Origin of the sequence: Streptomyces axinellae (assembly GCF_039532135.1) — a bacterium.
Lineage (GTDB): Bacteria > Actinomycetota > Actinomycetes > Streptomycetales > Streptomycetaceae > Streptomyces > Streptomyces axinellae.
The window spans coordinates 70,739-96,462 of sequence record NZ_BAAARJ010000001.1 but is presented as its reverse complement, the minus strand read 5'-3'; the positions used below and the strand labels follow the sequence as shown (position 1 = coordinate 96,462).

The 25,724-nt window shown below is 70.9% G+C and carries 21 protein-coding genes and 2 pseudogenes; 6 read left to right on the top strand and 17 right to left on the bottom strand.

What is annotated here, in order from left to right; all coding sequences use genetic code 11:
* Nucleotides 1-84: 84 nt before the first annotated feature.
* Nucleotides 85-1,224: a sensor histidine kinase gene (locus tag ABD339_RS00380; protein ID WP_344560912.1), complete on the bottom strand. Its 1,140-nt coding sequence runs from the start codon at nt 1,222-1,224 to the stop codon at nt 85-87.
* Nucleotides 1,199-1,894 (bottom strand): response regulator transcription factor, encoded by a 696-nt coding sequence (locus tag ABD339_RS00375; protein ID WP_344560911.1) that lies wholly within the window; start codon nt 1,892-1,894, stop codon nt 1,199-1,201. The genes ABD339_RS00380 and ABD339_RS00375 overlap by 26 nt, the downstream gene beginning before the upstream one ends.
* Before the next feature lie 88 nt (nt 1,895-1,982).
* Here ABD339_RS00375 and vanY-N point away from each other — a divergent pair, with 88 nt between their 5' ends.
* Nucleotides 1,983-2,534 (top strand): D,D-peptidase/D,D-carboxypeptidase VanY-N, encoded by a 552-nt coding sequence (vanY-N, locus tag ABD339_RS00370; protein ID WP_344560910.1) that lies wholly within the window; start codon nt 1,983-1,985, stop codon nt 2,532-2,534.
* Between the two features lie 278 nt (nt 2,535-2,812).
* Here vanY-N and ABD339_RS00365 read toward each other — a convergent pair whose 3' ends face one another.
* A complete protein-coding gene (locus ABD339_RS00365; RefSeq protein WP_344560909.1) occupies nt 2,813-3,778 on the bottom strand; it encodes a ParB/RepB/Spo0J family partition protein in 966 nt (321 codons plus the stop codon).
* A gap of 1,477 nt (nt 3,779-5,255) precedes the next feature.
* Between ABD339_RS00365 and ABD339_RS00355 the strand changes: the two genes are divergently transcribed.
* The 4 genes from ABD339_RS00355 (at nt 5,256) to ABD339_RS00340 (ending at nt 8,992) form a co-directional block, all read left to right on the top strand.
* Nucleotides 5,256-6,581, top strand: a complete 1,326-nt coding sequence (locus ABD339_RS00355; protein ID WP_344560908.1) for an MFS transporter — start codon at nt 5,256-5,258, stop codon at nt 6,579-6,581.
* A 121-nt stretch (nt 6,582-6,702) separates the two neighbouring features.
* Entirely contained in the window at nt 6,703-7,185 is a 483-nt protein-coding gene (locus tag ABD339_RS00350; RefSeq protein WP_344560907.1) for a hypothetical protein, read from the top strand.
* 120 nt (nt 7,186-7,305) lie between these two features.
* Nucleotides 7,306-7,827 carry a hypothetical protein gene (locus ABD339_RS00345; RefSeq protein WP_344560906.1) on the top strand — a complete coding sequence of 174 codons (522 nt, stop codon included), beginning with the start codon at nt 7,306-7,308 and terminating at the stop codon, nt 7,825-7,827.
* Nucleotides 7,817-8,992, top strand: a complete 1,176-nt coding sequence (locus ABD339_RS00340; RefSeq protein WP_344560905.1) for an MAB_1171c family putative transporter — start codon at nt 7,817-7,819, stop codon at nt 8,990-8,992. Before ABD339_RS00345 ends, ABD339_RS00340 begins: the two co-directional genes overlap by 11 nt.
* Nucleotides 8,993-9,093: 101 nt before the next feature.
* Here ABD339_RS00340 and ABD339_RS00335 read toward each other — a convergent pair.
* The 3 genes and pseudogenes from ABD339_RS00335 to ABD339_RS00325 all read right to left on the bottom strand — a co-directional run.
* Nucleotides 9,094-9,621: pseudogene (locus ABD339_RS00335) on the bottom strand (aldehyde dehydrogenase family protein); the annotation flags it as partial.
* A 103-nt stretch (nt 9,622-9,724) separates the two neighbouring features.
* On the bottom strand, nt 9,725-10,540 hold the full coding sequence (locus ABD339_RS00330) for an SDR family NAD(P)-dependent oxidoreductase (RefSeq protein ID WP_344560903.1): 816 nt from the start codon (nt 10,538-10,540) through the stop codon (nt 9,725-9,727).
* Between the two features lie 128 nt (nt 10,541-10,668).
* Nucleotides 10,669-11,238, bottom strand: a complete 570-nt coding sequence (locus tag ABD339_RS00325; protein WP_344560901.1) for a rhodanese-like domain-containing protein — start codon at nt 11,236-11,238, stop codon at nt 10,669-10,671.
* A 77-nt stretch (nt 11,239-11,315) separates the two neighbouring features.
* Between ABD339_RS00325 and ABD339_RS00320 the strand changes: the two genes are divergently transcribed.
* Complete coding sequence (locus ABD339_RS00320) at nt 11,316-11,597, top strand: metal-sensitive transcriptional regulator (RefSeq protein ID WP_010358257.1); 282 nt, start codon at nt 11,316-11,318, stop codon at nt 11,595-11,597.
* Between the two features lie 22 nt (nt 11,598-11,619).
* Here the strand turns inward: ABD339_RS00320 and ABD339_RS00315 are convergent, their stop codons facing one another.
* The 11 genes and pseudogenes from ABD339_RS00315 to ABD339_RS00265 all read right to left on the bottom strand — a co-directional run.
* On the bottom strand, nt 11,620-12,387 hold the full coding sequence (locus ABD339_RS00315; protein ID WP_344560899.1) for a sulfite exporter TauE/SafE family protein: 768 nt from the start codon (nt 12,385-12,387) through the stop codon (nt 11,620-11,622).
* The gene (locus tag ABD339_RS00310; protein WP_344560897.1) at nt 12,384-12,746 is read right to left on the bottom strand and encodes a rhodanese-like domain-containing protein; all 363 of its coding nucleotides are present in this window, start codon (nt 12,744-12,746) and stop codon (nt 12,384-12,386) included. Before ABD339_RS00310 ends, ABD339_RS00315 begins: the two co-directional genes overlap by 4 nt.
* 39 nt (nt 12,747-12,785) lie before the next feature.
* A complete protein-coding gene (locus ABD339_RS00305) occupies nt 12,786-14,162 on the bottom strand; it encodes an MBL fold metallo-hydrolase (protein ID WP_344560896.1) in 1,377 nt (458 codons plus the stop codon).
* 435 nt (nt 14,163-14,597) lie between these two features.
* Nucleotides 14,598-14,891 (bottom strand): putative quinol monooxygenase, encoded by a 294-nt coding sequence (locus tag ABD339_RS00300; RefSeq protein WP_344560894.1) that lies wholly within the window; start codon nt 14,889-14,891, stop codon nt 14,598-14,600.
* 303 nt (nt 14,892-15,194) lie between these two features.
* Nucleotides 15,195-15,890: an alpha/beta fold hydrolase gene (locus ABD339_RS00295; protein WP_344560892.1), complete on the bottom strand. Its 696-nt coding sequence runs from the start codon at nt 15,888-15,890 to the stop codon at nt 15,195-15,197.
* Between the two features lie 152 nt (nt 15,891-16,042).
* Nucleotides 16,043-16,717 carry a rhodanese-like domain-containing protein gene (locus ABD339_RS00290; RefSeq protein WP_344560890.1) on the bottom strand — a complete coding sequence of 225 codons (675 nt, stop codon included), beginning with the start codon at nt 16,715-16,717 and terminating at the stop codon, nt 16,043-16,045.
* A 286-nt stretch (nt 16,718-17,003) separates the two neighbouring features.
* The gene (locus ABD339_RS00285; protein WP_344560888.1) at nt 17,004-18,239 is read right to left on the bottom strand and encodes a TIGR02679 family protein; all 1,236 of its coding nucleotides are present in this window, start codon (nt 18,237-18,239) and stop codon (nt 17,004-17,006) included.
* Nucleotides 18,236-22,348, bottom strand: a complete 4,113-nt coding sequence (locus ABD339_RS00280; RefSeq protein WP_344560886.1) for a TIGR02680 family protein — start codon at nt 22,346-22,348, stop codon at nt 18,236-18,238. Before ABD339_RS00280 ends, ABD339_RS00285 begins: the two co-directional genes overlap by 4 nt.
* Nucleotides 22,349-22,493: 145 nt before the next feature.
* Nucleotides 22,494-23,738 (bottom strand): TIGR02678 family protein, encoded by a 1,245-nt coding sequence (locus ABD339_RS00275; RefSeq protein ID WP_344560884.1) that lies wholly within the window; start codon nt 23,736-23,738, stop codon nt 22,494-22,496.
* Nucleotides 23,735-25,330, bottom strand: a complete 1,596-nt coding sequence (locus ABD339_RS00270) for a TIGR02677 family protein (protein WP_344560882.1) — start codon at nt 25,328-25,330, stop codon at nt 23,735-23,737. The genes ABD339_RS00275 and ABD339_RS00270 overlap by 4 nt, the downstream gene beginning before the upstream one ends.
* Before the next feature lie 255 nt (nt 25,331-25,585).
* Nucleotides 25,586-25,711: pseudogene (locus tag ABD339_RS00265) on the bottom strand (GNAT family N-acetyltransferase); the annotation flags it as partial.
* Nucleotides 25,712-25,724: the final 13 nt, after the last annotated feature.

Here is a 25,724-nt window from a genome sequence, read left to right as displayed (position 1 = left end):
CGTCTCAGCGATCAGCGGACCGGGCGATGACAGAAGCGGGCCACTCGTTCGAGTCGCGCCTCTCCTGCGAGATCCGGACGTTCGTCAGTTCTGATCGCCGGCTGTTTGTGTGTGCGCCGACGCCGCGGGTAACTGCACCGTGACGCGGAGCCCGCCGGCAGGGCGGGGAGTGAGGGTGAGGGTTCCGTCGTGTGCCTGGGTGATGCTTTTGACTATTGCCAGGCCGAGGCCGACGCCTGCGTGGCCGGTGTGCAGGCGTTCGGTGCCGCGCTGGAACGGCTCGGTGAGAGTCGAGACCAGCTGCGGGGTGAGCTTCTCACCGGTGTTCTCGACAGTGAGCACCGCAGTGTTGGGGTGGGCGAGGGTATTCACCCATACGACACCCTGTTCAGGCAGGTTGTGGCCGATCGCGTTGTGCAGAAGGTTGGTGGTCATCTGCAGCAGGAGCGCCTGTGAGCCGATGGTGGTGCTCATGTCGCCGGAGGTTTCGATGGTGACGCCGCGCTTTTCCGCCAACGGAAGGAGCGTTTCAGTGGCTTCTTCCGCCATGAGGGACAGATCGACGTGTTCCCTGGTGAAGGACCGCTGGTTGGCGCGGCTGAGCAGGAGCAATGCTTCAGTGAGGTCGATGGCCCGGGTGTTGACCACGCGGAGGCGCTCGACAAGCTCGCGGATCTCGTGGTTCGGATCGTTGCGGGCCACGTCGAGAAGCGCCTGCGTGACCGCCAGCGGCGTGCGCAGTTCGTGGGAGGCATTGGCCGCGAATCGCTGCTGTTCCGTGACGTGGGCTTCGAGTTGCGCGAGCATGGTGTCGAACGAGTCGGCGAGTTCGCGGAACTCATCTCGCCGGCCCGGCAGGCGGATCCGGTAGGAGAGCGGCCCGTTCGCCACCTTGCATGTGGCGTCGGTGATGCGGATCAGCGGGGTGAGCATCCGGCCGGCCAGAATCCACCCGCCCACGAGACCGAATACCAGCAGGAATGCCAGCACCAGGATTCCCGCCGGGACGAAGACGACCGGGCCGAAACTGCTCGGGTCGAAGGCGCGCAGGAAGTCGGACCGATCGGGGAAGCTCAGGCTGCTCGACCTTCCCCGCAGGAGGAAGACCCACACGGCGGCGAGCAGCACGGCGCCCACGATCACGAGGAATCCGGCATAGCTGAGGGTGAGCTTGAGGCGGACGCTCAGCCCTTGACGCCTATCCACGCTCCGCTCCTCGGTCATCGGCGTCCGGTCCTGTGTCGATGCGGTAACCGACCCCGGCCACGGTGGCGATCAGCCAGGGTTCGCCGAGGCGTTTGCGCAGCGCCGAGACCGTGATGCGCACCGCGTTGGTGAACGGGTCCGCGTTCTCATCCCACGCCCGCTCCAGCAGTTCTTCCGCGCTGACGACACCGCCTTCGGCAGCGACGAGGACTTCGAGCACAGCGAACTGCTTCCTGGTGAGCGCGACGTAGCGGCCATCGCGGTAGACCTCGCGGCGGAACGGATCCACACGCAGGCCCGCGATCTCTCGCACAGGTGGTCTGTTGTGGGCGCGCCTGCGGTCGAGTGCTCTGAGCCTGAGTACGAGTTCTCGGAGTTCGAAGGGCTTGGTGAGGTAGTCGTCGGCGCCGAGCTCGAATCCGGTGGCCTTGTCGTCGAGCCGGTCGGCAGCGGTCAGCATGAGGATCGGCATGCCGACGCCGGAGGCGACGATGTGTTTGGCGATCTCGTCGCCGGTAGGTCCGGGGATGTCCCGGTCGAGGACGGCGATGGCGTAAGTGTTGATGCTCAGCAGTTCCAGAGCGGTATGACCGTCACCGGCGATATCGGCCGCGATCGCTTCCAGACGCAGCCCATCGTGGATTGCCTCTGCCAGGTAGGGCTCGTCCTCGACGATTAACACGCGCATAGTCTCAATGCTACGAGCCGGTGCCATATCGTCGGCATATCGAAAAGGGGATACGAGCCGACAACATCACGCCCCTTCGACTGGAGGCATGAGCGAACCACACACTATCCCACTTCGGCCACGCGACCGGCTGTTCGCCGTACTCGCGGTGGTACTCGCCGTGCTCCTGCTCCCCGTCGCGTTCCTCCGAGATCCCGGCCGCGCCCGCGAACTGGCCTGCCACTGGGCGCTGGGGCTCCGATTTCCCGCCGAGGATCTCACCGGGCTCACCGACGGCGCCAGGGCGGCATTCACCGCCGCACGCGCCGAGGCGCTCTGGCGCCACGGGCAGCTCATCGGCCTCACCTCGGGATACCGCGATCCCCTCGCCCAACAACGGTTGTTCGACGAGGAGGTGCGCCGCGTCGGCTCACCGGCCGCGGCCCGCAGGCTCGTGCTGCCACCGGCGGAATCCAGGCACGTCAAGGGCACCGCGCTGGATGTGCGCCCGCTCGAAGGCGCGCGCTGGCTTGAGGAACACGGCGCCCGCTACCACCTCTACCGCATCTACGACAACGAATGGTGGCACTTCGAGTACCGCTCGGAGGCCGGCTTGCCGCCAACGACCCAGGAGATCCGCAATGCTGTGCAAGCTCGTTGACCAGTGGCGGCATGCCGGGCGCCCGCAAGAGCGTCTCCAGGCCGCGAAGCAACGTGCCTCCGTCAGGCGAAAGGCGGAGCTCGCCGCCTTCGACGAGGCGCTGTGCACAGGCGGCAGGCTGCTCTTCGTTCAAGGCCCCGTCGATATCGGCAAGTCGGCGCTGCTGGGACCATTCGGTGCTCGTCAAAGTCTCCAGCGAGTACGGCCTGGGCACCCGCGCACATGAGCCGGACTCGTAGTGAAGGGCGTGGCCCGCGGCAGAACACCGCCGAACGCGATCATTCTGCGGCCAAACTGGTCGCCCAGTTATCCAGGCTGTCGGCGAATCCGGTCCAGACCCGGGCGTGCTCTCTGGCGAACTCGGCGACCACGCTGTACAAGTGCGGCGGGACGTTATGCAAGATCCGTTCCCACTCCTGCCCGTCGATGGAGTGCACGGTGAGCATGCGCAACAGGATTCGGCCAGTCTCGCTCAGCCGCAACGCCGGATCGGCCTTGAGCCGCTCCAGCATCGCGAGACGATCTCGGCCCACTGTGCGGGCGAAGCCCGGTTCCGTGCGATGCAGCGGATGCGACTCGGCCCGTAGCCTTATGCTCCCGTCCGGGACCGGGCTCTCACCCCGCTCCAGTCGGCCTCGCACATCCCGGACCGTCTCCGGGGAGATGCCGACCTGCTTGGCGACCTGCCGGAGCGAAAGACCTGGATCACTGCGGATGAGTTCGGCAGCGAGTCTCCTCCGCCCCGAGCCGTCGGCCGGACGGATGCGCCCGTCCCGCCCGATCCTTGCCTCGGTTCCGCTGTCTCCGCCGCGCCTGCGCAGGTCGGCCACCGTGCCGGCGGAGATGCCGGTCGCCGAGGCCACCCGCCGATCGGACCACTGCGGATGTGTCCCGATGATGTGGACGGCCGCACGCTTGCGATCAGCGAGCGAGAGCGGCAATCCGTGCCGTATGTTCGCCTCGACGGCCAGGACGAAGGCGTCCGATTCGGTGCCGTCGACGAGCCTTGACACTATTTTTGTATCGCCTCTGAGTTGCGCCACCTTCAGTCGGTGCAGGCCATCAACCACCCGCATCGTCGGCCGGTGAACGAGAATAGGCGGAAGCTCTCCCTCAGTCGATAACAGTGTCTCAATGTGCTCCGGGTCCTCACCCGAGGTCCGAGGCGAGGCCACGGAAGACAGGCGGGACAATTCGATTTCGACGACGGGGAGAGCGACTATGTCAACGCTCGTCGGATCCATTTAAACTCTCCCTTTCGAATCTCTTCTGGTCAACGTTGCGGTGCGGTACAGAAGCGTCGTTGCCACTACGTGTCCGATCGATGTCGATGACGCAGACTCAGAATTTTCCCCGTGAAGGGCAAACCGCACACACTTCACGGACCCACACAGGAACCATGTGAAGGTACTCGAACCTCAAGGATTTCCGTTGAATACCGATGTTGCGAGATTTTCACAGGAAGGCGCAAAGGGAGCCATGTTCGCGAATTACCCGTGCCCCGGGTATGCACGCCTGTTCTTGGGCTGCCGCCGGTCATCAGGGCCTCGCGGGCCGTCTCCTTCGAGGCACCGCACCATCCAGCTGTCCGACCTCGGCGGTTGGACGCCACGATGCCGTCCGCCATGGCCGCGGCCGGACATATGTGATCGCGCGACCTCGCCATATGCCCGCTCCGGTCGGCAGCATGTGGTGTCGCCGGTAGGAATGCCCTGCTGGTCACCGGTCGCCAAGGCATTGCGAACTGCCAACAGATGGGTGGCCAGTTCCGGGCTTGCGGGCTCCACGCGGGCGGCGACCTCTTCCAGAAGTCGGCTCTTACCGATGCCCGGGCCGCCCGTCAAGACCATGCGACCACCACGTTCTTGAGCGGCCTTCTGCACCGTACGGCCCAGCGAGGAGAGTTCAGCTCCGCTTCCCATGCGCGGTGGAAGAGGTGGGAGCGGTGGGAGGGCGTCGGCAGCGGGTTCCAACTCCATCGCCCTGGCGCAGTTTCTGTCTCTCCGGGTATCAGTAGAGCCGTTGAGCATTCTTTCTCGCGCTCGCACCGTGTTCCGCAACGACACCCCCGGTGTAGATTCACGTGCTGAGAGCATCACGAGATACTGCTTGGTGGTTCTGCTCGTGAGGATGGTGCACGCGCCCAGCGGCAATCCCTGACAGCCCGGGATCAGCTGGCGTCGCCGGTCATCGAAGCTATGACAGCGGCTAATAAGGTGTCAACTCATCCGCTGAAGCGGATGCTCGACTTGTCGCAAAGCAGTCACACCACGCCCGCCCGGGGAGCAAGCACCTCCTGATCACCGGCCGGAACGGAGCACTCCGTGCGGTGTCCGGGCCTTGCGGCGTCCCTGACCGGCGGAAACGGTCATGACGTCACGCAGGTGACACCTCCCCTGGACGCGATCCCGCGCATCCGCAGGAATTGCGGCCGGCCGCGCCGCCGGCCCGAGCGCTTGTCCGCCGACAGGGTGACGACGTCGAGCACCGCAACCTCACGCGGGCCGGGTTCATCACGCTGGTGCACCGTGTGCCCCCTGTTCACAGCGCACGCCGCCTGGCGGATGATGGGCCGCCAAGCATCCGCTGAAGTGGACAGTATGAATCGAGCCAGGCGTCACAGCTGCCCTGTCGCACCGGTCGCCCCTTCCGCGTACTGCTGATCAGAGCCTTGTTCCCGTGACGGACAATCCGCCCTTCGCAGCGATCTCTTGGAGCCTGATGCACCAGTTACCCCGCACGCCCACGGGACGCCCCCGGCTGTCCCCCGCCCACAAGGCGGGACTCGCCGGCCTGGTGGGGACCACGGTCGAGTGGTACGACTTCTTCGTCTTCTCCACCGCATCCAGCCTGGTCTTCCCCGAGTTGTTCTTCCCCGGGGCACAGCAGGCCACCGGCTTGCTGGCATCGTTCGCGACGTTCTGGGTCGGCTTTCTCGGCCGCCCTGTCGGTGCGGCGCTGTTCGGCCACTTAGGAGACCGGCTCGGGCGAAAACACAGCCTGGTGGTGACACTTGTCCTGATGGGGGCGGCTACCGCGGGCATCGGATTGCTGCCTCGCTACGAGGAGGCAGGCATCACCGCTCCGGTGCTGCTGTGCCTCCTGCGGCTCGTCCAGGGGATCGCGGTGGGCGGCGAGTGGGGCGGTGCGGTGCTGCTGGCCGGTGAGCACGCGCCGCGGGGGCGCCGGGTGATTCTGACGGCCATGGTGCAGCAGGGGACCCCGCTGGCCTCGATCCTGACCAGCGCCGTCTTCCTCCCGTTCTCGCGAATGGGCGACGGCGAATTCTTGGCGTGGGGCTGGCGGGCTCCCTTCCTGCTCTCCCTCCCCCTCATGGCCGTCGGCCTGGTCATACGGCTGAAGGTGCCCGAATCCCCGGAGTTCGAGGGACTGTCGGCGCAGGGGCGGGTGGCGTCCGCCCCGGTGCGTGACACTGTGCAGCGGTACTTCCCGAAGATGGCGGTGTGCGTCGGGGCCTGCGCCGTTCCGGTCGCTGGGACCTATCTGGCCGGCACCTTCGTGCTGTCCTGGGCGACCGTGCACGCCGGCTTCCCCCGGGAGAAGGTGCTGGGCGTGGTGCTGTGCGCGGCCGTCGCCCGGTTCCTGGTCCAGCCCGTCGCTGCGGTAGCCGCCCAGCGCTGGGGAGTTACGCGGATCTGCGCCCTGGGGCTGGCTCTGTACTTGCTCGCGGTTCCGCTCACCGTCCTGGCCTTGGGAAGCGGTTCCCTGGCCCGCATCGCGCTGGCGGTGTGCGGGTTGGAGTCCGCCAGCGCTGTCGTCTACGCGGTGGTCGCCGCCCTGCTGGTCGATGCCTTCCCCGTCCGGGTGCGCTACACCGCGATCTCCTTGTCCCAGCAGTTGGCCGGTGTGGTGTTCGGGGGCACTGCGCCGGCCTTGGCCCAGGCCCTGGTCGCAGCGGGGCACGGCTCGTTATGGTTGGTGGCGCTCTACCAAGTGTTTCTGGCCGTCCTGTCAGCCTGCTGCCTGCTGGCTCTGGTGTCTGCCCGCCCCGCTGCCACGGCGACCGCAGGCCCCGCCGGAAGGTGACCAATGCGGCAGAGTAGTTGGCATGGGAAAACATCATTGGCCGGGCTAGACTCTTTCTTTCTTGGCAGACGCCGGATCAGCTCCTGCCTCCGCTGGGGGGCCTCTGTTAGGAAGGCGAGAGATGCCCAGTACTGGATCGGCACGCGGCGAGGACGACCGTCCGCTGCTCCTGCAACTCGAACAGCGCCTCACCAAGCTGATCGACACGCTCTATCCCGACGAACGTACCCGTCCCGGTTATGCGCGGCTCGCCAAGGAGATCCGCGAGACGACCGGAGGCACCATCTCCGCCACCTATCTGTGGGAACTGGCCACCGGGAAGAAGCGCAACATCACGCTGGAACAGCTGGACATTCTCGCGCAGTTCTTCGGAGTACCACCCGAATACTTCCTCAACGACGAGGTGTCGGAACGGGTCAACGCCCAGCTCACGCTGGCCACCGCGCTGCGCGACACCAAGATCCGCAGTCTGGCTCTGCGTGCCGACGGGCTCTCACCTGCCAGTCTGGATGCCCTGCTCACCATGGTCGACGAGGCACGCAAACTGCAAAACCTCTCTGCGGTCAGTCACCCGAATCCCCCCGCAGCCGGATCCCACGACTGAGGCAGCGTTCCCCGCCTGAATACCTGGGCGGGCCGTGCCCGTTGTGATGCCACCGGCATATTGGGTCGCATACACCTCGAAAGCAACCAGCCTTTTCCGCAGTAGGCGATTGGGAGACGCATGCTGAAGAAGTACGGTCGACTACAACAGCGTTGCGAGTCTGTCCTGAACCAGCTCAGCGTGCCGCACCCCTTCGCTATCGATACTTTATGCCAGGAACTGTCCGCCCAGCGTCAACGTCCGTTACATCTGCACCCGCTGCCGCAACAGACTGCCCAGAACAGCATCTGCGGCGTATGGCTCGCCACAGAGACCGATGACCACATCTTTTTCGAGCAGCGCACCAGCCGCGTACACCAGGAGCACATCCTGCTGCACGAGATCGGGCACATGCTGTTCGACCACCACGGCACGGACCTGGACCACGGCAAGGTCTCCCAGGCCCTTCTCCCCGACCTGAGCCCGCAGTTGGTGCAACGTCTGCTCGGCCGCACCAGCTATACCAACCGTCAGGAGCAGGAAGCGGAGATGCTTGCCAGTCTGCTGCGCATCCGCGTTTCGCAGTCCGCCGCCAGAGCCCCGCACGGCGTGCTGGCCCGGCTGGAAGCGGCGCTGGGGGCGCGTGCCACGGATGGACGCTGAACCCTCCACCATCCTGAGCTGGTTCAACTACCTCTGTGTCGGCTGCCTATGGCTGGCTCTGGCGCTGCATGGCTTCACCGCCCGACGCACCCCTGAACAGCGCGCGCTGTGGCTGGCCGTGGCCACCGCCACGGTGGCCATGACGCTCACGCTCCCCGCCGCGCCCCAGCTCGCCATCCAGGCCGCCGGAGGGGTCCATGCCATCGCCCTGGCACGGAACCTGATCGGAGTGCTCTCCTCGGGCGCGGTGCTGTACTTCGTCTCGGCAGCCGCCGGCGGCCGATCACGTCTGGGCGTGTGCTCTGGGACAGGCTTGGCCATGGTGTCCCTGCTGATCCTGGATTCCCTGGCCCCACCCCACCAGGAACACGCCGTAACGGGCCACGGTGCGCCGACTCCCACCACGCCCTATTGGCTCGTCCTGGTCCTGGTCCATCTCATCGCGGACGTCTCCTGCACCTCACTGTGCCGCCAGTACAGCAGACGCACGGCCAACCGCGTCCTCAAGACGAGCTTGCAGACGTTCGGAATCGGCACCGCGCTCTCCTGCCTCTTCTGGTTCTGCCAGCTCATCAGCCTGCTGTTCCACACCGATCAGCTGCTGCCGTACCTCCCGTACGTCATGGACCTGCACGGGCTGCTCCGCGCGATCGCCCTCTTGGCGCCCTCGCTGTGGGCCGTGCGGGGCGCCGTCGCGGAGATCCGCACCATCTGGCGCCTGTGGCCGCTGTGGCGCGACCTGGTACAGGCCGTGCCGAACGTCGCGTTCCTCAGACCCCGCCACCGGCTGCTCGAAATCGTGTGGCCCCAGGCATCCTGGCGGCTGCTGACCTACCGCAAAATCATCGAGACCCGGGATGCCATCCTCGTCCTCAACGACCATGCCGCCGCTGGTACGTGGGATCGCGCGCGCCGTCATGTGGCCGCTGTGGGTGTCGCTCACGCCAAGGCCGATGCGACGGTGCTCGCGTGTGTGATGACAGAGGCACGCAGCGCCAAGCTCGCCGGCTTGCCTCACCAGCAGTCCGCCGGCAGTCTCGTCAATTTCGACAAAGGCGACCTCGACAGCGAGAAGGCATTCCTCCTCGACATGGCGCGAGCTTATGTCTCGGCCCCAGCACGGAACTTCGCGGCCCATCCGAACACATCCGACAGCGAGCACTGATCGCGATCCCGACCAGGCGGGAAGAGACGCACCCAGCGTTCCGGGGGGGGCGTTCCGGCGGGGCATACCCGCCGGCGGCGTCACCAGGTACGTCATCGCTGTCAGAGTTGTAGCGACTTGGTCTGTAGGAATTCCTTGAGCCCGTGCGTGCCGAGTTCCCGCCCGATGCACGATTGCTTATAGCCGCCGAAGGGAGCGAGCGGGTTGTACGCCCCGCCGTTGACCGTCACTTGACCGCACTGCATCGAACGCGCAAAGGTGATCGCCTCAGCCTCCTCGGCTGCCCGGACGGCCCCCGCCATGCCGTAGTCGGAGTCATTGGCGAGGCGCGGAGCATCCCCCTCGTCCTCGTATCTCATGAACGAGAGCACAGGGCCGAAGATCTCCTCGCGGGCAATGCTCATCCCGGCAGTGACGTCGGCGAAGACCGTAGGGCGAATGTAGTGTCCCTTCTCCCGTCCGTCAGGGGCCTCGGGCCCACCCGCGGCGAGACGGGCACCCTCTGCCACGCCACGACGGATACTGTCGCGGACTCTCTCTCGCCGGGCACCGCTCACCACAGGGCCCAGGCGGCAGTCGAGATCAGCCGGGTCGCCGGGAACGTAGGACGCAACCTCCTCCACAGCGATCCGAGATGAAGACCTCATCGTGTGCGTTCACAAATATGCTCCTCCATACGTCGGGTGGTGGCGGCACACAACCGCGGAATCCGTATGGCTGTCCGGCAGTCCGCTACAGGCGCGGGGTGCGCGCCTCGACCCGGTAGTCGAAAGCGGCACCGCCGACGCCGACCGTGGTCACCCCGCCATCGACGGTGAGGGTGGCCCCGTTGACGTAGGACGCGGCCGGCGACAGCAGCCAGTCGATGGCCTCGGCGACCTCCCCCGGATCGCCCGGTCGCCCGGCCGGGGTCAGCCGGTTCGCCTCCTCGTACGCCTCCTCGGCGCCGCCTGCCAGCCCCGCCTCCGCCGCGAACCGCGCCATCCGCTGGTCGGCCATCTCCGTACGCACCCAGCCGGGGCACACAGCGTTGGCCCGCAGCCCCTGCGGCCCGTAGTCGACAGCGAGGGAACGGCACAGGTGGAGCAACCCCGCCTTGGACGTCGCATAGGCGGCATTACCGCGGCTGTTGCGGAGCGCGGCGACCGAGGCGACCGCGACCACCGCGCCACGGGCCGCCAGCAGATGCGGCAACGCGGCACGCAGCAGCAGGAACGGGCCGGTGAGGTTGGTCCGCATCAGCTCTTCCCACTCCTCGGCCGCGGTGTCGCCGACCGCGCCGCCCCGCCCGATTCCGGCGTTGAGCACCACACCGTCGAGCCTCCCGTAGGCCGTCACCGCCGTCTCGACGAGCTCGCGCACAGCCTCGGGATCAGCGGCGTCGGACGGGTGGGCCAGCGCTCCGGTCTCCTTGGCCACCTGGCGCAGCGGCTCGGGCCGCCGCCCGGAAATCACGACCTGGTGCCCGGCCGCGCGCAGCAGCCGGGCGGTGGCGGCCCCGATCCCCGATCCTCCGCCCGTCACCAGGACAACACGCTGTTCCGACATGGCCGTTCGCCTCCCAAGACCGGATTCCGGTTCCCCGCAGGGCGAGCATACGAAGCGCCGGCACCGCCGGGCCGACCGGGTGCAGCCGGAGCTGTCCCGGGCCGGGGCGGTCGCCTTGCGGCCAGGGGTCAGCCGGTCAGGGCGGCGAGGGTGGCGTCCAGGTCGGTGGCCTTGGGCTGGTTACGGGGGAGCTTGGCGAGGATCTTGGCCATGCCGCAGGTGTCGGTGAGGGCGGAGAAGACCAGACCGCCGGCGATGCCCGCGGAGAGCCAGCGGGCCGCGTTCCAACGTCGTCCGCCGATCAGGCCGGTCAGGACCAGCGTTCCGGCGGCGAGGCGGACCTGGCGCTCCATGGCCCAGGGAGTCCGGGCGCCGGCGGGTCGGTGGGTGTGGTGGCCGAGCTGTGTCCAGGCGGTGGTGCCGCCGGTGAGGGTGGCGGCGGTGATGCCCTGGCCGGCCAGGCGCCGGCAGGCTTGGCCGGCGCGGGCGCCGGAGGCGCACACGAGGAGGAGGTCGCCGCGGTCTGCGGCGGTCTTCAGGGCGGGCAGGGCGGTATCGAGGTGGTCGAGGGGGATGTTGTGGGCGCCGGGCAGGTGGCCGGAGGCGTATTCGCCGGGAGTGCGCACGTCGATGACGGTCAGCTCGTGCAGGCGGGCGCCGGCCTGCTCGGCGGTGAGGGCGGTGGTGGTGGGTGCCACGGGGATCTTCCTTTGCTTGGTTCGTGTTGCCCCCTTCGATAGGATACCCGCAGGGGTATCTGGAAGGAGTGTGGGTTGTGGAACTGGCCATGGCAGCCGAGGAACTGAAGACGGTGGTCAACCGGCTGCGCCGGGCGCAGGGCCAGATCGCCGGTGTGATCAAGATGATCGAGGAGGGGCGGGACTGCGAGGACGTCGTCACCCAGCTCGCCGCGGCCTCCCGGGCTCTGGACAAGGCCGGTTTCGCGATCATCGCGACCGGTCTGCAGCACTGCCTGACCGACGCGGACATGGCCGCCTCCGGCGACCGGGAGCAGATGCGTACCCGGCTGGAGAAGCTGTTCCTCTCCCTGGCCTGAGCCGTGGTGCCGTGGTGCCTGATCATCCGTCCGGCTCGTCAGGTGAGGCGTCGATGAGCATGAAGGCTGCCACGGCCAGGAGCACGAGGGCGAAGGTGCGCCGCAGCAGGGTGCCGGTGACCTTGGCGGCCAGGCGCTTGCCGTCCCAGGCGCCCAGGATCGCCGCCCCGGTGAAGGGGCCGATCACCGCCCAGTTGACGCCGGCGGCGGTGGCGCCGCGGGCGGCCAGGGAAGCCAGCGAGTTCGCCGAGATGACCAGGAGGCTGGTGCCTACGGCGGCCTGCATCTCGAATGCCAGCACGGTGACCAGGGCAGGCACGGCGAGGAAGCCTCCGCCGACACCGAGCAGACCGGTCAGCGCGCCCAGCCCCGCACCGGTCCCGGCGGCCTTGGCCGGCCCTGCCTCGCCGGCCGCCGGGCCGGTGGCGGTGCGGCTGGGACGCAGCATCCTGACGGCGGCGAGTGCGGCGATGACGGCGAACGCCGCGGTCAGTACCGGCTGGGGCAGGCGGGATGCCGCGGCTCCCGCCGCGGCAGCGGGCAGGAGTCCGGCCGCGGCGAACAGGGCACCGGCTTTCCAGCGCACGTCGCCGGTGCGGGCGTGTGCGTACAGGGCGGTGAGCGAGGTGGCCGTGACGATGATCAGGGCGGCGGTGGTCGCGGCGGCCGGGGTGAAGCCGAGCAGATAGATCAGCGCCGGGACGGCCAGGACGCTGCCGCCCCCGCCGAGGGCGCCGAGCGCGAGCCCGACCACCGCCCCCGCCGTCAGCGCCAGGATCAGCTCACTCACGCTATGACCCCGTTGCTGCCGCCCGGACCGATGACCGGCAGCCCCGCACGCGCCCGGGCGGTCATGCCGCCGGTGGCGTCCGTGGCCTGGACACCGCGTCCGGCCAGCGGCTTGGCGGCCTGCCGGGAGCGGCAGATCGTGACCGCCGGCCTGCCCTGCGCGGCTGCCGGGAGGGGCGCCCCTGCCGCCAGAGGGTGAAGGGGCAGGTGCAGTGCGCCGGGCGCGTGCCCGGCGCTCCACTCCGGCGCTTCGCGTACGTCCAGGAGGACGGCGGTGCCGTCGCTGGTCCGCTGAGGGGCCGGCTGGGGGGCGAGGCGGCCGGGGCCGGGGCCGGGGCCGCGGCGAAGCAGCGAGAACATGGTGTGATCACTTTCGTGCGGGTGGCGCGGAAGGGCGTGTCAGTCGGTGCCCTCGGAGCGGGTGAGGGGCAGTCCCGCCTCGGTGGCGGCGTCGAATCCCTCGTCGATGGCGACCACGTCGCGGCCGGCGGCATCCAGCAGGGAGGCGGCGATCGCCGCGCGCATCCCGCCGGCGCAGTGCACCCACACCATCCCCTCCGGCACCTCGCCTGTGCGCCCGTGCAGCTCGTGGACCGGGATGTGGACCGAGCCCTCGATGAAGCCGCCCCCGCGCTCCGAGTCCCGGCGCACGTCAAGGACGACCACTGCGTCGCCGCGCTGACGGACATGGGCGAGGTCGGCGAAGCGGGCGCGGGGGAAGGAGGCGAGCTGCTCGCCCTCACGGACCCAGCCGGCCGGATCACCGGTGGCAGCCGCGGCCGGGCGGTCGATGCCCACCCGCGCCAGCTCCCGCTGCGCGGCGGCGATCTGCTCCGGAGTTTCGGCGAGCAGAGTGACGGGCTTGCCCCACGGGATGAGCCAGGCCAGGTAGGTGGCGAGCTTGCCCTCGCCCTCGAAGTTGAACGAGCCGGCCGCATGCCCCTCGGCGAAGGCCATGCGGCTGCGCAGGTCCACCACCCACTCCCCCGCGGCCAGCCGGGAGGCGATCTCCCCGGCGTCCGCACGCCTCGGCGGGGTGAGGTCCACCGGCGCGGGACCCGCGGCGTTGGCCGGACCCATGTGCGCGTAGTAGGCGGGTACGTCGTCCAGCCCCGCGAGCATCTGGGCGACGAAGGTGTCCACGTCCAGGGTCAGCGCGTCGTTGGTCTCACGCTCCTTGCCGATCGTGGTCGAGTCCCCCTCGGCCTGGGAGGAGGAACAGAAGCTTCCGAACCCGTGGGTGGGCAGCACCGGAACCTCGTCGTCCAGCTCGGAGGCCAGGCGGTGGGCGGAGGCGTACTGGGCGCGGGCCAGCTGCTCGGTCAACCGCGGCTCGACCAGGTCCGGGCGGCCCACGGCGCCGATGAGCAGCGACCCTCCGGTGAACACCGCCACACCGCGCCCGTCCTCGGTCAGGGCGTAGGAGGTGTGGTGCGGAGTGTGGCCGGGAGTGGCTATCGCTCGCAGCACCAGTCCCTCGTCAACCGTCACCGTGTCGCCGTCGGCGACGGGGGTGCGGGCAAACGCCACGTGCGCCCCGGCCGGCACCAGGTACTGGGCGCCGGTGACGCGGGCCAGCTCCAGGCCGCCTGTGACGTAGTCGTTGTGCACGTGGGTCTCGGCCACAAAAGCGATGCGCACCCCGCGGCGGGCCGCGGCGGCGATGACCTGGTCGATGTCCCGCGGCGGGTCGATGACCAGCGCGGCGGCGGGTCCGCCGGCCAGGTAGCTGCGGTTGCCCAGGCCCTCGAACTCCAGGGTGTCGACGAAGAACACGGCTTATGACTCCTCTCGGACGGTTTACCCCGGGGGGTATCCGATTTTCACTCTAACAGTTATACCCAGGGGGGTATTTCTTGAGCGGGGTACCCCCCTGGCGGCGTCACAGCCGGGCTCTGCCCCGGCATGGCGGACTGCCTGATCCTCGACGCCCGCAACCCGCCGCGAGGACCTCGCGACACGGCAGAGCAGGCACACCCCCAAACGGTGGGGACAGACAGGTACCCGTTCGCGAGATCCCCGCGCATGCGGGGGACGGCCTACGGAACGTCCTCTTCCCAAAGGTGCGAGCCGGCTCAGAGCCGATCTCATCGGGCCGCGTCACACGCGGCCGGGGCGCCCTTCCGGATCGGATCGCCACAGCGCCCTCGCCGGACGATCGCACCGGACGGTTGCACTGCGGGCGGGGGCGACATCCACCGGTGGGATCCGTCAGTCGAAGGGAGGCTCGGTATGCGAGATCTCGTGCTTGAGTACCTGGTCGCCCGTGATGGCGACGGACACGGAGGGGCGCGGTGCCACCGCCCGGAAGGCGTCGAGGGCCTCCTGCGACTCCCAGTGCTCGAAGTTGTTCACACGGCCCGGCTCGATCGGGTCGGGCGAGATGGACAAGTCGAGGCAGCCAGGGCGACCGCGGGCCGCCTCGACGATCGGGTGGTGCCCCTCGATGAAGCGGTCCCTGTCCTGGGGATCCACATACAACTTTCCGGCGACGATCACTGACATGCCGCTCTTCCCTTCTCTCTCGTCCCGGGGACGTAGCCCCCGGCAAGGGCCGGCCGAACAGCTGCGACCCACGGCTGCGGACTTCCGGCATCCACGGAACTCATCGCCCGGTCCGTGGCGCCGCACCATCACGTCGGGCTCTCTTTTGACGAGCGTGTTCGCTGGTGAGCGGATCGTTCGCCGGTGAGCGCATCGGCGGTCGCAGGTGAGGCCCGGTCAACGGCCCCCCGATTGCCGGACGCGGCCCACGCTCCGGGGCGGCGGCGCGTGCGGTCGCCGCCCGCCGCGCACACCACGCGATCGTCACAGGCCCAGCAGCAGATCCCGGACCGCGGCGGGACGGGAGAGGAACGGGTGGTGGCCGGCGTCGAGTTCGACGACGCTGCCGGCCCGGCGGGCGAACTCGCGCTGCAGGCGCGGCGGGGTGCCCCGGTCCTGGGCGCAGACGAGATACGTCGAGGGCACCTGCTGCCACGCGGCTGCCCCGACCGGCTCCCCGGTCACCCGCACGCTCTGCCTGGCGAGGTGGCCCGCCGCCCGCGCTTGGACCTCCGGGTCGCAGTCCTGCAAGAAGGTGTCCACGAGCAGTTCGGGGCGGACGCCGAAGGTGCCCGCCCCGGGATCCACGTCGAGGAACGGGGCGGGGTCGGCGTCCCCGAAATCCGACAGGCTCTGCCCGGGCTCGGGAAGGTAGCTGGAGACCAGCACCAGATGGCGTACCGACCCGACGCCCGCGGCGGCTTCCGCCGTGACGATGCCGCCGTAGCTGTGAGCGACCACAATGGTCGGCTCGTCGCCGTCCAGCAGCGCTTCCCGCACCGCCGCGACGTCCTCGGACAGCCCCTGCCCGGCGGCCCCGCCGGGCACGCCCGTCTCGCCGCAGCTCGGCAGCGGCGGGGCCACGCTCAGCACCCCTCGCTCCCGCAGCAGCCCGGCGGTGCGGTGCCACCACCACGACCCGTCCCGCACGCATGCCCCGTGCACGAACACGACCCGCATTGTCACTCCGTCCCTGGCGTTGCCTTCCGCTGGAAGCCACCGGCCGGCTCCTTCCCCAGAACTCCGGTGAAGGCGCTCAAGGTTCCCTGAGACGGCACAACCGCCGTCGGGCGGTGCGGGTCCTCCCGTGGCGGACGGTCTCACCGATGCCTTCAGCGGGCGGCGGTCTCGGCACGGTCGCCGTCGTCCAGCACGTCCCCGCGGCCGGGGAGGGCGACCGGCAGCCCCGCCGCCTCCCATGCCTCAAGGCCGCCCGCCACACTGTGGACGGAGGACCGGCCCGCGCGGATCGCCTGCGCGCCGGCCCGCGCGCTGCGCGCGCCCGTACGGCATATGAAGGCCAGCGGGCGGTCGGGCGGCCCGGGCAGCGAGGCCGGCAGCGTGCCGAGCGCGGCGTGGACGGCGCCGTCCGGGTGACGCGCTGCCCATTCGTCGTCCTCGCGGACATCGACCAGCGTGAGTTCCCCGTTCACGACGCGGCGATGCGCCTCGGCGGGGGACAGATCGGCGGGCGTGCGAGCGTCGCGCCGCGTGGCGGGCAGCACTGTCCGGATCGCCTCGTAGTTCGAGGCATGGGCGACGGCTATCGTCTGCCCCATCATCGGGCAGACGTCCATCGCCTCTTCCCAGTGCGCGGTGGACTCCCATTCCGCCACGTTGACGAGGGTGAACCTGCTTCCCGGAACGATCGTGCGGAACATGTACGTCCGAAGGAAACCGGGTTGGGCCGCCATCACCTCCGCGGCAGCCTGCCAGGCGTCGAGATACGCCTCTTCCTTCTCCTCGTCGATCTCGATCGGGATGATCACGACATGGTGATCGTCCATCTGCGGCCTCCTCTGTCGGTAAGGCGATGCGACCAGGAGGCACCGGCTCCGGGCTGCCGGCCAGGCGCTTCCTGAGATGAAGCCTGCGCCCACGCGTCGAGAATCGGCAAGTAAGCTTGCTGGGCTGGCAAATCACTCGCGGCGACGGGGAGTTCTCCGAGCCGGGACCGGACGGCGGCGGCGGCCCGTGCTCGTGCCGGGGCAACAACCTGCGGCTTACCGTGCACGCAGGTCCGGCGATCCGGTGGCTACCAGCGGGGATCTCGCTCGGGCCGGCGGCACGCCGCTACGGCGCGAGGTCGGGCAGCAGGTCGTCCAGGACCGACTCCTCCTCGATCCGGACGGACAGTTCGGACAAGGCTGCCGACAGGCGGGTGTCCCAGGGGGAGTCGGCCCGAGGGCCCGTGAGTGCCGGTGCGCGGGGGGTGCGGGCTGCGGCCTCCCGGTAATCCGGCGCCGAGTAGCGCCATGGCTTCCAGGGGACCTGGCCCAGAAGCGTGGTGGCGACGCGCAGGCCGCCCCAGTCGAAGTCGCCGTGGTAGCGCAGCGTCGTGCCGTCGGCGTGGAGTGTGCGCAGCAGGGTGAGGGCGGCTGCGGAGGGCTGGCCCTGGAGACAGGCCAAGGGCCGGCAGGCCGGGCCGTATGCCTCGGCCGCGGCGGAGACGACGGCCGGGTTCTCGCAGACGCGGACGGTGTCCGCAGGCTGGGGCAAGGTGGGCTGACGCGCCAGTTGCCGCAGCGTCAAAACGGCCGGCTCCCCCGCGTCGGCGTGCCAGTCGAGTGCCGGTGTGCCGCGCAGGTTGAGCACGAGCACCGTCGAGGACACGTCGTCCTTGAGCAGTCCCACCGACTGCCATACCTCTCGCCGCCACGGGGCGCCCTGGCCGTTGGGGGTGCCGCTCAGGGCGCGGGCACCTGAGAGCACGAGGGTGGCGAGCGGTGTCCCGTCGTCCAGTGCGTGCGCTGAGCCGAGGGTGCGGGCGGCGAAGACGGGGAGGGCGACCGGCGGTGCGAGGGGGAGGTCCCGCAGTGCGGCGACGGCAGCCTCCAGCAGGCCACGAGCGGTCTGAGGGGTGCGGGCGAGCCGCCGTACGGTGCCAGTGGTACGCAACCGCGCCGCCCAGGCGCCGAGTTCGGCGGGCAGGGTGTCCAGGGGTGCGTAGGCGCGCTCCCAGGCACGCTCCTGCGACTCCCGGGTGGCGCGCAGCGGGTGCACGGGACCGGACAGTTCGGTCACGGCGGCGGCGAGCCCGGCTGGGCTCGCTCCGGAACGGCGCAGTATCCGGTCCACCGTCTCCAGCCGTACGGACAGCGATCCGCCGCCTCCCGGCGCCCGTCCCAGCAGCCGCTCGACCGCCTCCCGCTGGCCCGCCGTGGGTGCGGACAGGGAGACCGCGCCGGTCAGAGGCTCTTCACGGGCGAGGCGTCGCCTGATCCGTGCCACGAGCCAGGCGGTCTCCGGCCCACCCAGGAGCCTCCGCAGCCGGGGAAGGTCGATTCCTCCGTCGCCCTCGCCGGTCATGCCCACAGTCCCTCCTGCGCGTCCTCCTCCGACTCCCAAGGGCGTTCCGGTTCCTCACCCCGGGCCAGCGCGTGCCCGTCCCACTCCCATCGGGTCACCAGCACCGCGTCCAGTTCCTCGACCCTGGCCAGCTGTGCGATGGCCACTCCCGGGACCTGCGGGTAGCAGGCCCATTCGCGTTCGCTGGTCATCACCACGTCCAGGTCGAAGGCGTGCAGCAGCCCGAGGCACTTGGCGCGCGAGTCGTCGTCCACCCCGGCGAATGCCTCATCGAGGGTCACCAGCCGGGGTGCGTGCGGGTGCTGCGCGGATGCGTAGTGCGACGATGCCGCGGCGAAGAGCGGCACGGAGACCGCGAGCACTCGCTCGCCGCCGGAGGCGGGCCCGGTGGCGGGGACCCAGCGGCCCTGCTGGTGGCGCTCGACGGCGAACTCGTGCCACGCCCGGTAGTCCAGCGCCGCGGTCAGATGCTCCAGCCAGCTCCCGGTGCCTTCCGCCGCTTCTTCCGCGATCCGCTCCTGGAGGAAGGCTCCCACCGCCGCGCGGTCCTCGTCCGACCAGGCGTCGGCGGACTGCCGCAGCAGATCACGGACCCGGGCCAGTCCCTCGGGCGCGCCCCGCCTCTTGCCCGTCCTGCGGGCCGGGCGCCAGGTCAGGCGCAGGGTCATGCCGGTGGAGGTGGGGCGCTCCTCCAACTCGGCGTTCATACCGCGTACCTGGCGTTCGGCGGCGCCGATCAGGTCCTGGAGGGTTCCGGCGACCTCCGTCAGCAGGTGGGTCTCCAGCACCTCCCGCTCGTGCGCGGACAAGATGCGCTGGAGTTCGACCACCTCTTCGGCCAGTGCGGCGGTCAGTTCCGGCACGGCGCGCTCGCGGCCCTGGTAGACGATGTCCACGACGACGCCGTCCTCGACCATGCGGGCCGAGGCGGAGTGGCCGTGCCGGGAGAGGGCGTCCTGGAGGGATTTCAGCTCCTCGCTCAGCTTTCGCTGCACGCGTTCCCAGGCCCCGTCCGAGTCGTCCACGGCCTGGAGCGCGGATTCGACCGTACGGGCGAGAGCCACGGCCGGGGTGGCGGCCCACGGTTCGCCATCCGGTGGGGACGGTGGCTCGGCCTCCGGAAGTGCGACTGCCAGCAGCCCTGTGCCCGCGAACCGCTGGAGCGCGCTGATCGCCTCCTTCCGGGCCGCCACCGCCACGGTGAGGTCCGCCTCCAGTTGTTCGATGCGTCCCTCGGCGCGGCTCGCCCTCCGGTCGGCCGCGGCACCCGCCTCGCGTGCCGTGCGTTGGTCGCGCTCGCAGGTGCGCAGTGCCTCCGCCGTCTCGGTGAGGCGGCGCTCCAGCTCGGCGACGGCCGCGCCGACCGTGGCGCCCAAGGTCGCGTGCCGCTCCTCGGCTTCGGCCGCTTCGCGCGCCGCCTCCGCCACCCGCAGGCCGAACTCGGCGGCGCGCTCCGCGGCTTCTGCCGCTTCCGCCTGCCGGTCGCCGACTCCGCGCACCGCGTCGGTGCGCTCGCGCAACGCGGGCCAGTACGCGGCGAGCGCCACCTCGTGGGCGGCCAGGGCCTGCCGCACCCCGGCCAGTTCTTGCGGGCCGGCCGGCAGACCGAGGTCACGGGCGCTTTCGTGGAGTGCGGTGTCGGCGCTCTGGCTCTCCTCGGCCGCCTCGGTGAGGGCCGCCGCGCACTCGTCGCGCTTCGTGCGGGCCCGCTGTACGGCGTCCGCGGCTGCCGCGGCGCGAGCGTGCGCCTGCCGCAGCAAGGCGTCCTCCGGCACGGCAGCGAACTCGGCGTCCAGTGCCGCCCGTCGGGCGGCGACCCGCTCGCCCTGCTCCCGAAGGCCGTCCGTCTCCGCTTCCAGGCCGCGCAGTTCGTCGCGCAGTTCCCGGATGCGGCTGCGCCGGGCCTCCTCGCGGGCGCCCTCACCCACGTACGCGGGGGCGCGCTTGGCCCAGCTTCCGGTCAGGCCGCCGTTGCGGAACCGGCCGTCCGTGGTGACCCAGATCCCGTCGCCCTCCGCCGTCCCTTCGTCCAGGCCGACTGCCGCGAGCAGCCGGGCCACCGCGTCTTCGCCGACGGCCGCGGCGCGGGCGTCGCCGTGATCGACGGCCGGGCGCAGCGCCTGCGACAGAGGGCGGCCGGGCACCGGGCCGCCGGGCGCGAGCAGGACATCGTGGCCGTCCGCCTCCAGCGCGACTCCTTCGGGAAGCACCCACGCGTCCAGCAGCCCCGATGCCTCCAGGGCTGCCTCGAGTCCGGCCCGCTCGGCCTCGCCCAATTCGTCGCGGAAGTCCACCAGCCGCCACAGCGGGGCGCCCGGTGTCCGCTCCCGCAGGCCGGGTGTGCGGCTGTGCGGAGGCTCGGGGCCCCGCTGGCCGCCCGCCTCCAGGCCGGCCAGCTCGTCCGCCAGCCCGGTCCGCCGCTCCTCCAGCGCGGCCCGCCGCTGGGCCAGCGCGGCTGCCGCGTCGGCGAGTTCTCCGGCCCGGACGCGGTGTACCGCCGCGGCCTCGGCCTGCGCCGGGTACGGTCCGTCGAGCCGGTCCGTCCACTCCTGGAGCCGGTCCAGCAGGCCGACGACGTCGGGAACGGCCAACTCGGCGCAGCCTGCCAGGTGGTTCCGTACCTCCGTGACGAGCGTGCTGCCCGCTGCGGTCACCGCCGTGTGCGCGTCCTCCTGCCGCTGCACGGTGTGGGACAGGTCGCTCTCCGCCTCGTCGGCACGCCGTGCGGCCTCGCGGCGCTCGGCGTCCGCGCGCCCGGCGGCCTCCGCCAGCTCAGAGACATGGGCCACGGCGCGCCGTCCGCGCTCCAGGGACTCCTCCGCTGCCCGGCGCAGTCCGGGCTCCGGTGACTCCTGCCGGGACTCGTGCACGTACGGGGCTTCCAGCCGGGCTGCACGGGCGCTGTCGCCGGCCCGTGACCGCGCTGCGGCCAGCGAATTCTCGGCCGCCGCCAGCCTGTTCTCGGCCGTGCCGAGCCTGCCGTCCGCGCGGGTGCGCAGTTGTTCGGCGTGCGCTCGGTCGGCCTCGGCCCGGTGGCACGTCTCGCGTGTCCGCTCCTCCTGCTGGGCGGCCCGTTCCAGTTCGCGAGCGTCGCGCATCTCGGGCCCCTCGCGCAGCGCCGCGTCCTGGGCGCGCAGGCGGGTGCCGGCCTCTTCCGCCGCAGCCAGCCGTACGGCCGCCTCCGCATGTGCGGCCTCCGCCGTGCGCTTCTCGTCCTGTGCCGCTGTCAGTTCGCGGCCGAGATGTTCGTAACGGTTGTGCTCCTGCCGGGGCAGCCGGGCACGGCGGCGGGCGGCGACGCAGGCGTAGCGGCGGTAGTGGTCGAGAAAGGCGGAGGCGGCGCGCTCGGCCTCGGTGGCGGCGCGCAGCTCCTCCTTCTCCTCGTCCAGGGAGCGGAAGGCGTCCGCCGCGTCGGCGACCACCGCCTGGTCCATCGGGGGCAGCGCCTCGGTCAGCGCGCGGGAGAGCGCCGCCTCGTTCGGCCGCTTGGAAAGCTGCGGCTGGCGGAGCTGGATCAGCAGGTCCACCAGGGCCGCGTACCGCTGTTCGCCCAGCCTGAAGAGGGCCTCGTCCACCGCGCGGCGGTATGCCCGCGCCTGGTCGTAGACCGTGCCTCTGCCCGCCAGCGCCTCGGCCAGCCGGTCCCGGCCCAGTGCTGTGCCGGTGGCGTCGAGGAGGCTGAGGTCGGCGCCGATCCGCTGGTCCGTGACCGCGAACCAGTGACGCGCGATGCCGCGTCCGGCCACCGCCTTCAAGCCGCACAGCAGCGTGCGGAAGTGCTCCTGGCCGCTCTCGTCCCGCCGGCCGAACTCGACCCACGTATAGCCGAGCCGCTCGGAGTGCGGGTGAGCGCCGGCGAGCAGCAGGTTCCACTCCATGCGCTTGCCCGGGTCGCCGTCCGGCTCGACGCGGCGCGCGGACAGGTCACCGTCGAGGAGGAAGGGCAGGGTGAGCGCGAGGACCTTGGACTTGCCCGTGCCGTTGTTGCCGCGCAACAGCAAGCGGCCGTCGCGGAACCAGAACTCCTCGGCGTCGTAGTAGAAGAGATCGACCAAGCCGGTGCGCAGCGGCTGCCAGCGGGTGCGTGCCGGGGACGGGAATGCGGTCAAGGAAGCGGGATGCCTTTCGTTTGACGGAGCACGAGTCGGTTGACGGAGCACGAGCAGTCGATAGAGCACGAGCAGTCGGTGGACAGATGTGCCGGTCGATGGGCGGGTGCCGGTCGATGGGCGGGTGCCGGTCGATGGGCCGGTGTCAGTCGGCGGGCAGCCGGCCGGCCGGGCGGCGCTGCCCGGGGACGATTCCGCGGGTGCCTGGCTCCCGGACGACGGCCCCGCCCACCGCGTAGCGCGCCAGTGCCGGGCGCGCCACGGCACCCTCATCGGTGCGGGTGACCAGAGCGAGAGCTTCCAGCTTCGCGAGTGCCCGACGGACCAGCTCCGGCTCGGCCCCCGGCTCGCGGGCGCCCTTGGACCAGAACCCGCCGTGCTCGGCGGCCATCTCCCGTACCCGCCGCTCCAGCGCGGCCGAAGGGACCGGGCCTCCGGCGGCGGCCAGGTCTTCGGCGAGCAACAGCGTGATGTGCCCGTGTGTGCCGGACTCGGGCATCCGCACGTCGGTCAGCTCGTCGTGCGGGTCCACCATCGCGATCCCCTCGGCCCGCACCTCGGGGACGAGGCCGGTCAGTTCGTTGATCCTCGCGGTGAGAAAGCCGCGCTGGCGGGTGAGGTAGCCCAGCTCGGTATCCGTGAGCGTGTCGTAGTACAGGACCGGATCGTCCAGCAGGCGGCGGGTGAGGGACTGGCGGATCGCGCGGAATCGCAACTCGTCGCTGTCCAGCTCGGCGGTGGCCGACAGCTGGGCCAGCCGCTCTTCGAAGTCCTCGGCGCGCACGGTCGAGGGGCCGCGCGGGCCGGCCAGCAGCCCTGCCAGCACTCGGCGTTCCACGTCGTAGAGCACATCGCCGGTACCGCTGACGTACGCCTCCTCATCCCCTGCCACCCGGCGCAGCACCCCGAAGTCCAGCAGGAGCCGGACCACGGCCGCCAGGTCGAGCCGCTCGTCGCGCCGCTCCAGCGTGAACGCGATTCCGGCGGCGGCCAGCCGCGGATCGGCTGCCTCCAGGACCACGTGCTGGGCGAGCCGCCCCAACGCGACCTGCGCCTCGCCGCGTTCCAGCACCGAGAGGGCCAGGCACAGCAGCACATAGCGGCGACGGGTGAAGGGCGAGGCAGCCCGCGTCACCTCGCGGGCCGGGTGGGTCGGGTCGTCATGGTGCGCGGGCGTACGGCCGAGCCGGGCGCTCCCGGCGTCCACGCGCAGCGGCCAGCCGGTGTTGCGGTCGAACCAGGCGCGCAGCTCGGAGGCGTGCTTGCGTACGAGCCGGAACTCCTCGGCCGACGCACCTGTCGCCAGCAGCAGGGGCTTGTTGAGCAGCGCGCGGGCCGCGCGCCGCGTCTCGGCAGCGTGCTGCCCCTCCAGAACCTCCGCGCCGCTCACGCGCGCTCGCCCCCGGTCAGGTCGGTGATGTGGATCAGGTGGTCAGGGCCGCGGAAGACCCCTTGGGGGGTGCGCACTTCGGCGGGTGGCGCGCCGTCGGTTCCCAGCGCGGTGAGCCGGATCTCCATGGCGCCGTCGTTGCTGGTGGCCGTGGTCGTGACGGTATCGGGACGCCAGGTGGCGAGCGCGTCGCCGAGCAGTTGCAGAAAGAGCGCGAAAGCGTCCGGGTCCAGCTCGCCCAGGTCCGAGAGCCGGATCTGCCGCCCGCCGGTGGCCAGCCGGGCGCGGGCCGCCGCCAGTTGCTCCGCCTCCTTCGCGGCACGTTCGGCGAGCTGCCGCCGTGCCGGGGAGCGGTCCTCGACTCGGCGTGCCTTGCCGCGTCGCTCGTAGCTGCCGGTGCGGCGCAGTTGGGGGCTGATCCGCAGCGGCTCCGCCCGCGCCCATGGGGTGGAGGGGGGTGTGGGGTCGGCGGTGCGCGCTGCGAGGGTGTCGGCGTCCACGCTCAGGTGGCGGGCCGGATAGAGCCCGAACGCGGTGCGCCACAGTCGGTGCCGGGCCGCGTCGTCGGGCGCCTCGGCGAACCAGCGGGCCAGCGTCCGGAAGTCGGCCGAGCGGTCGGAGCGGCCCGCGCGCCGCTCGTTCAGCGTCCGTACGACCGCGAGCAGTTGCGGGATGGCGCCGAGCGCCCGGGTCCGCAACAGCCGGGCCTGCGCGGGGCGCCCGTCCTGGGACAGGAACCACGCCGCCAGTCCCTGCCAGCGGTCCGTCCACCGGGCATATGCCGCATCGAAAGCCCGCTCTGCTTCCTCGGGCGCGGCGTCGGCGGCCTCGCGCCCGGCGGCGATCCGCAGCAGGGGGTCCACCCTGCTCGGAGAATCGGGACAGGCGCCGTCCTCCCGGTCCAGCTGGGTGATGAGCCGCGCGACGGTGCTGCCAAGGGTGATCAGGTCCTGGACGAACCGCTCCAGATAGTGGATCAGCTGATCCTTGTAGGCCAGGAATGCCTCCACCTCGACCCCGTGCAGGTCGATGGTGCGCTGCAACGACCCCATGAAGGCGCGCGCGTTCTCGGCGAGTGCCGTGAACCGGCTCGTCAGACCGTCCAGCGTGAGATACGTCTTGGCCGGGTCCGGGGCATCCTGTCCGGCGAGCGAGAGCAGCGCCCGAAGCTGAGTGACGATGTCGTGCAGGGCCACGGCCTGGAGCGCACCGCGCCGCCCGAGCGCCTCGTCGTAGGCGGCCAGCGCCTCCTCCGCCGCCTCCCCGGCCTGGGTGAGCTGGTAGATGAAGCGCCTGCGGTAGAAGTCCTCGACAGCCGTGACCCGCGCGGTATCCGGGTCGGCCCGCAGATTGCCCCACTCCTCGCCGCTCAGGCTGACCAGCGCCCGGGTGACGGTATCGAGGTCGGCGGGCCGGGATTCCGGCGGCAGCCCCGCGTACACATCCTCCGGCCGCAGATGCACCGCGAACTTCTCCTTGGCGGTGAGGAAGACGCGCACCACCGCGCGGTACAGCGCGGCGTGGGGAGCCGTGAGGTGGGCGAACGGCCCATAGCCGTGGCCAGGGCGCGGCGGTGGGGACGGTGTGCTCATCGATCGGTCATTCTTCCCGACAAGGGCCCGCGTGCGGTAGCGGTTCCGCCGGATGTACGCACGAGCGAGGCGCACGCGGTGTACGCGAACGACCGCTGAGGAGCCCGCGGGTGGGAGGAGAGATTCTCGTCGGGGTTGGTGCCCGGCCGCGCGCGATCGCCGTACCCGGACCGGCTCGGGGACGGCTTCGCCCCGCTCGACCCGCCTGCGCGAGGCATCGGTCAGGGCCCGGACATGGGCTGGTCGCGTGGCCGGGCGGGCGGCGTGGCCGGGGGGCCACACCCCGAACCACTGCTCGGCGCCGTACTCGTCGAACCGCTCCGCCTCGGTGCACCCCGGCTTCGCCGCGAGGCGCATCGCGCGGGCGTCGGCGGTCCGGGTGCGACCCCCGGCC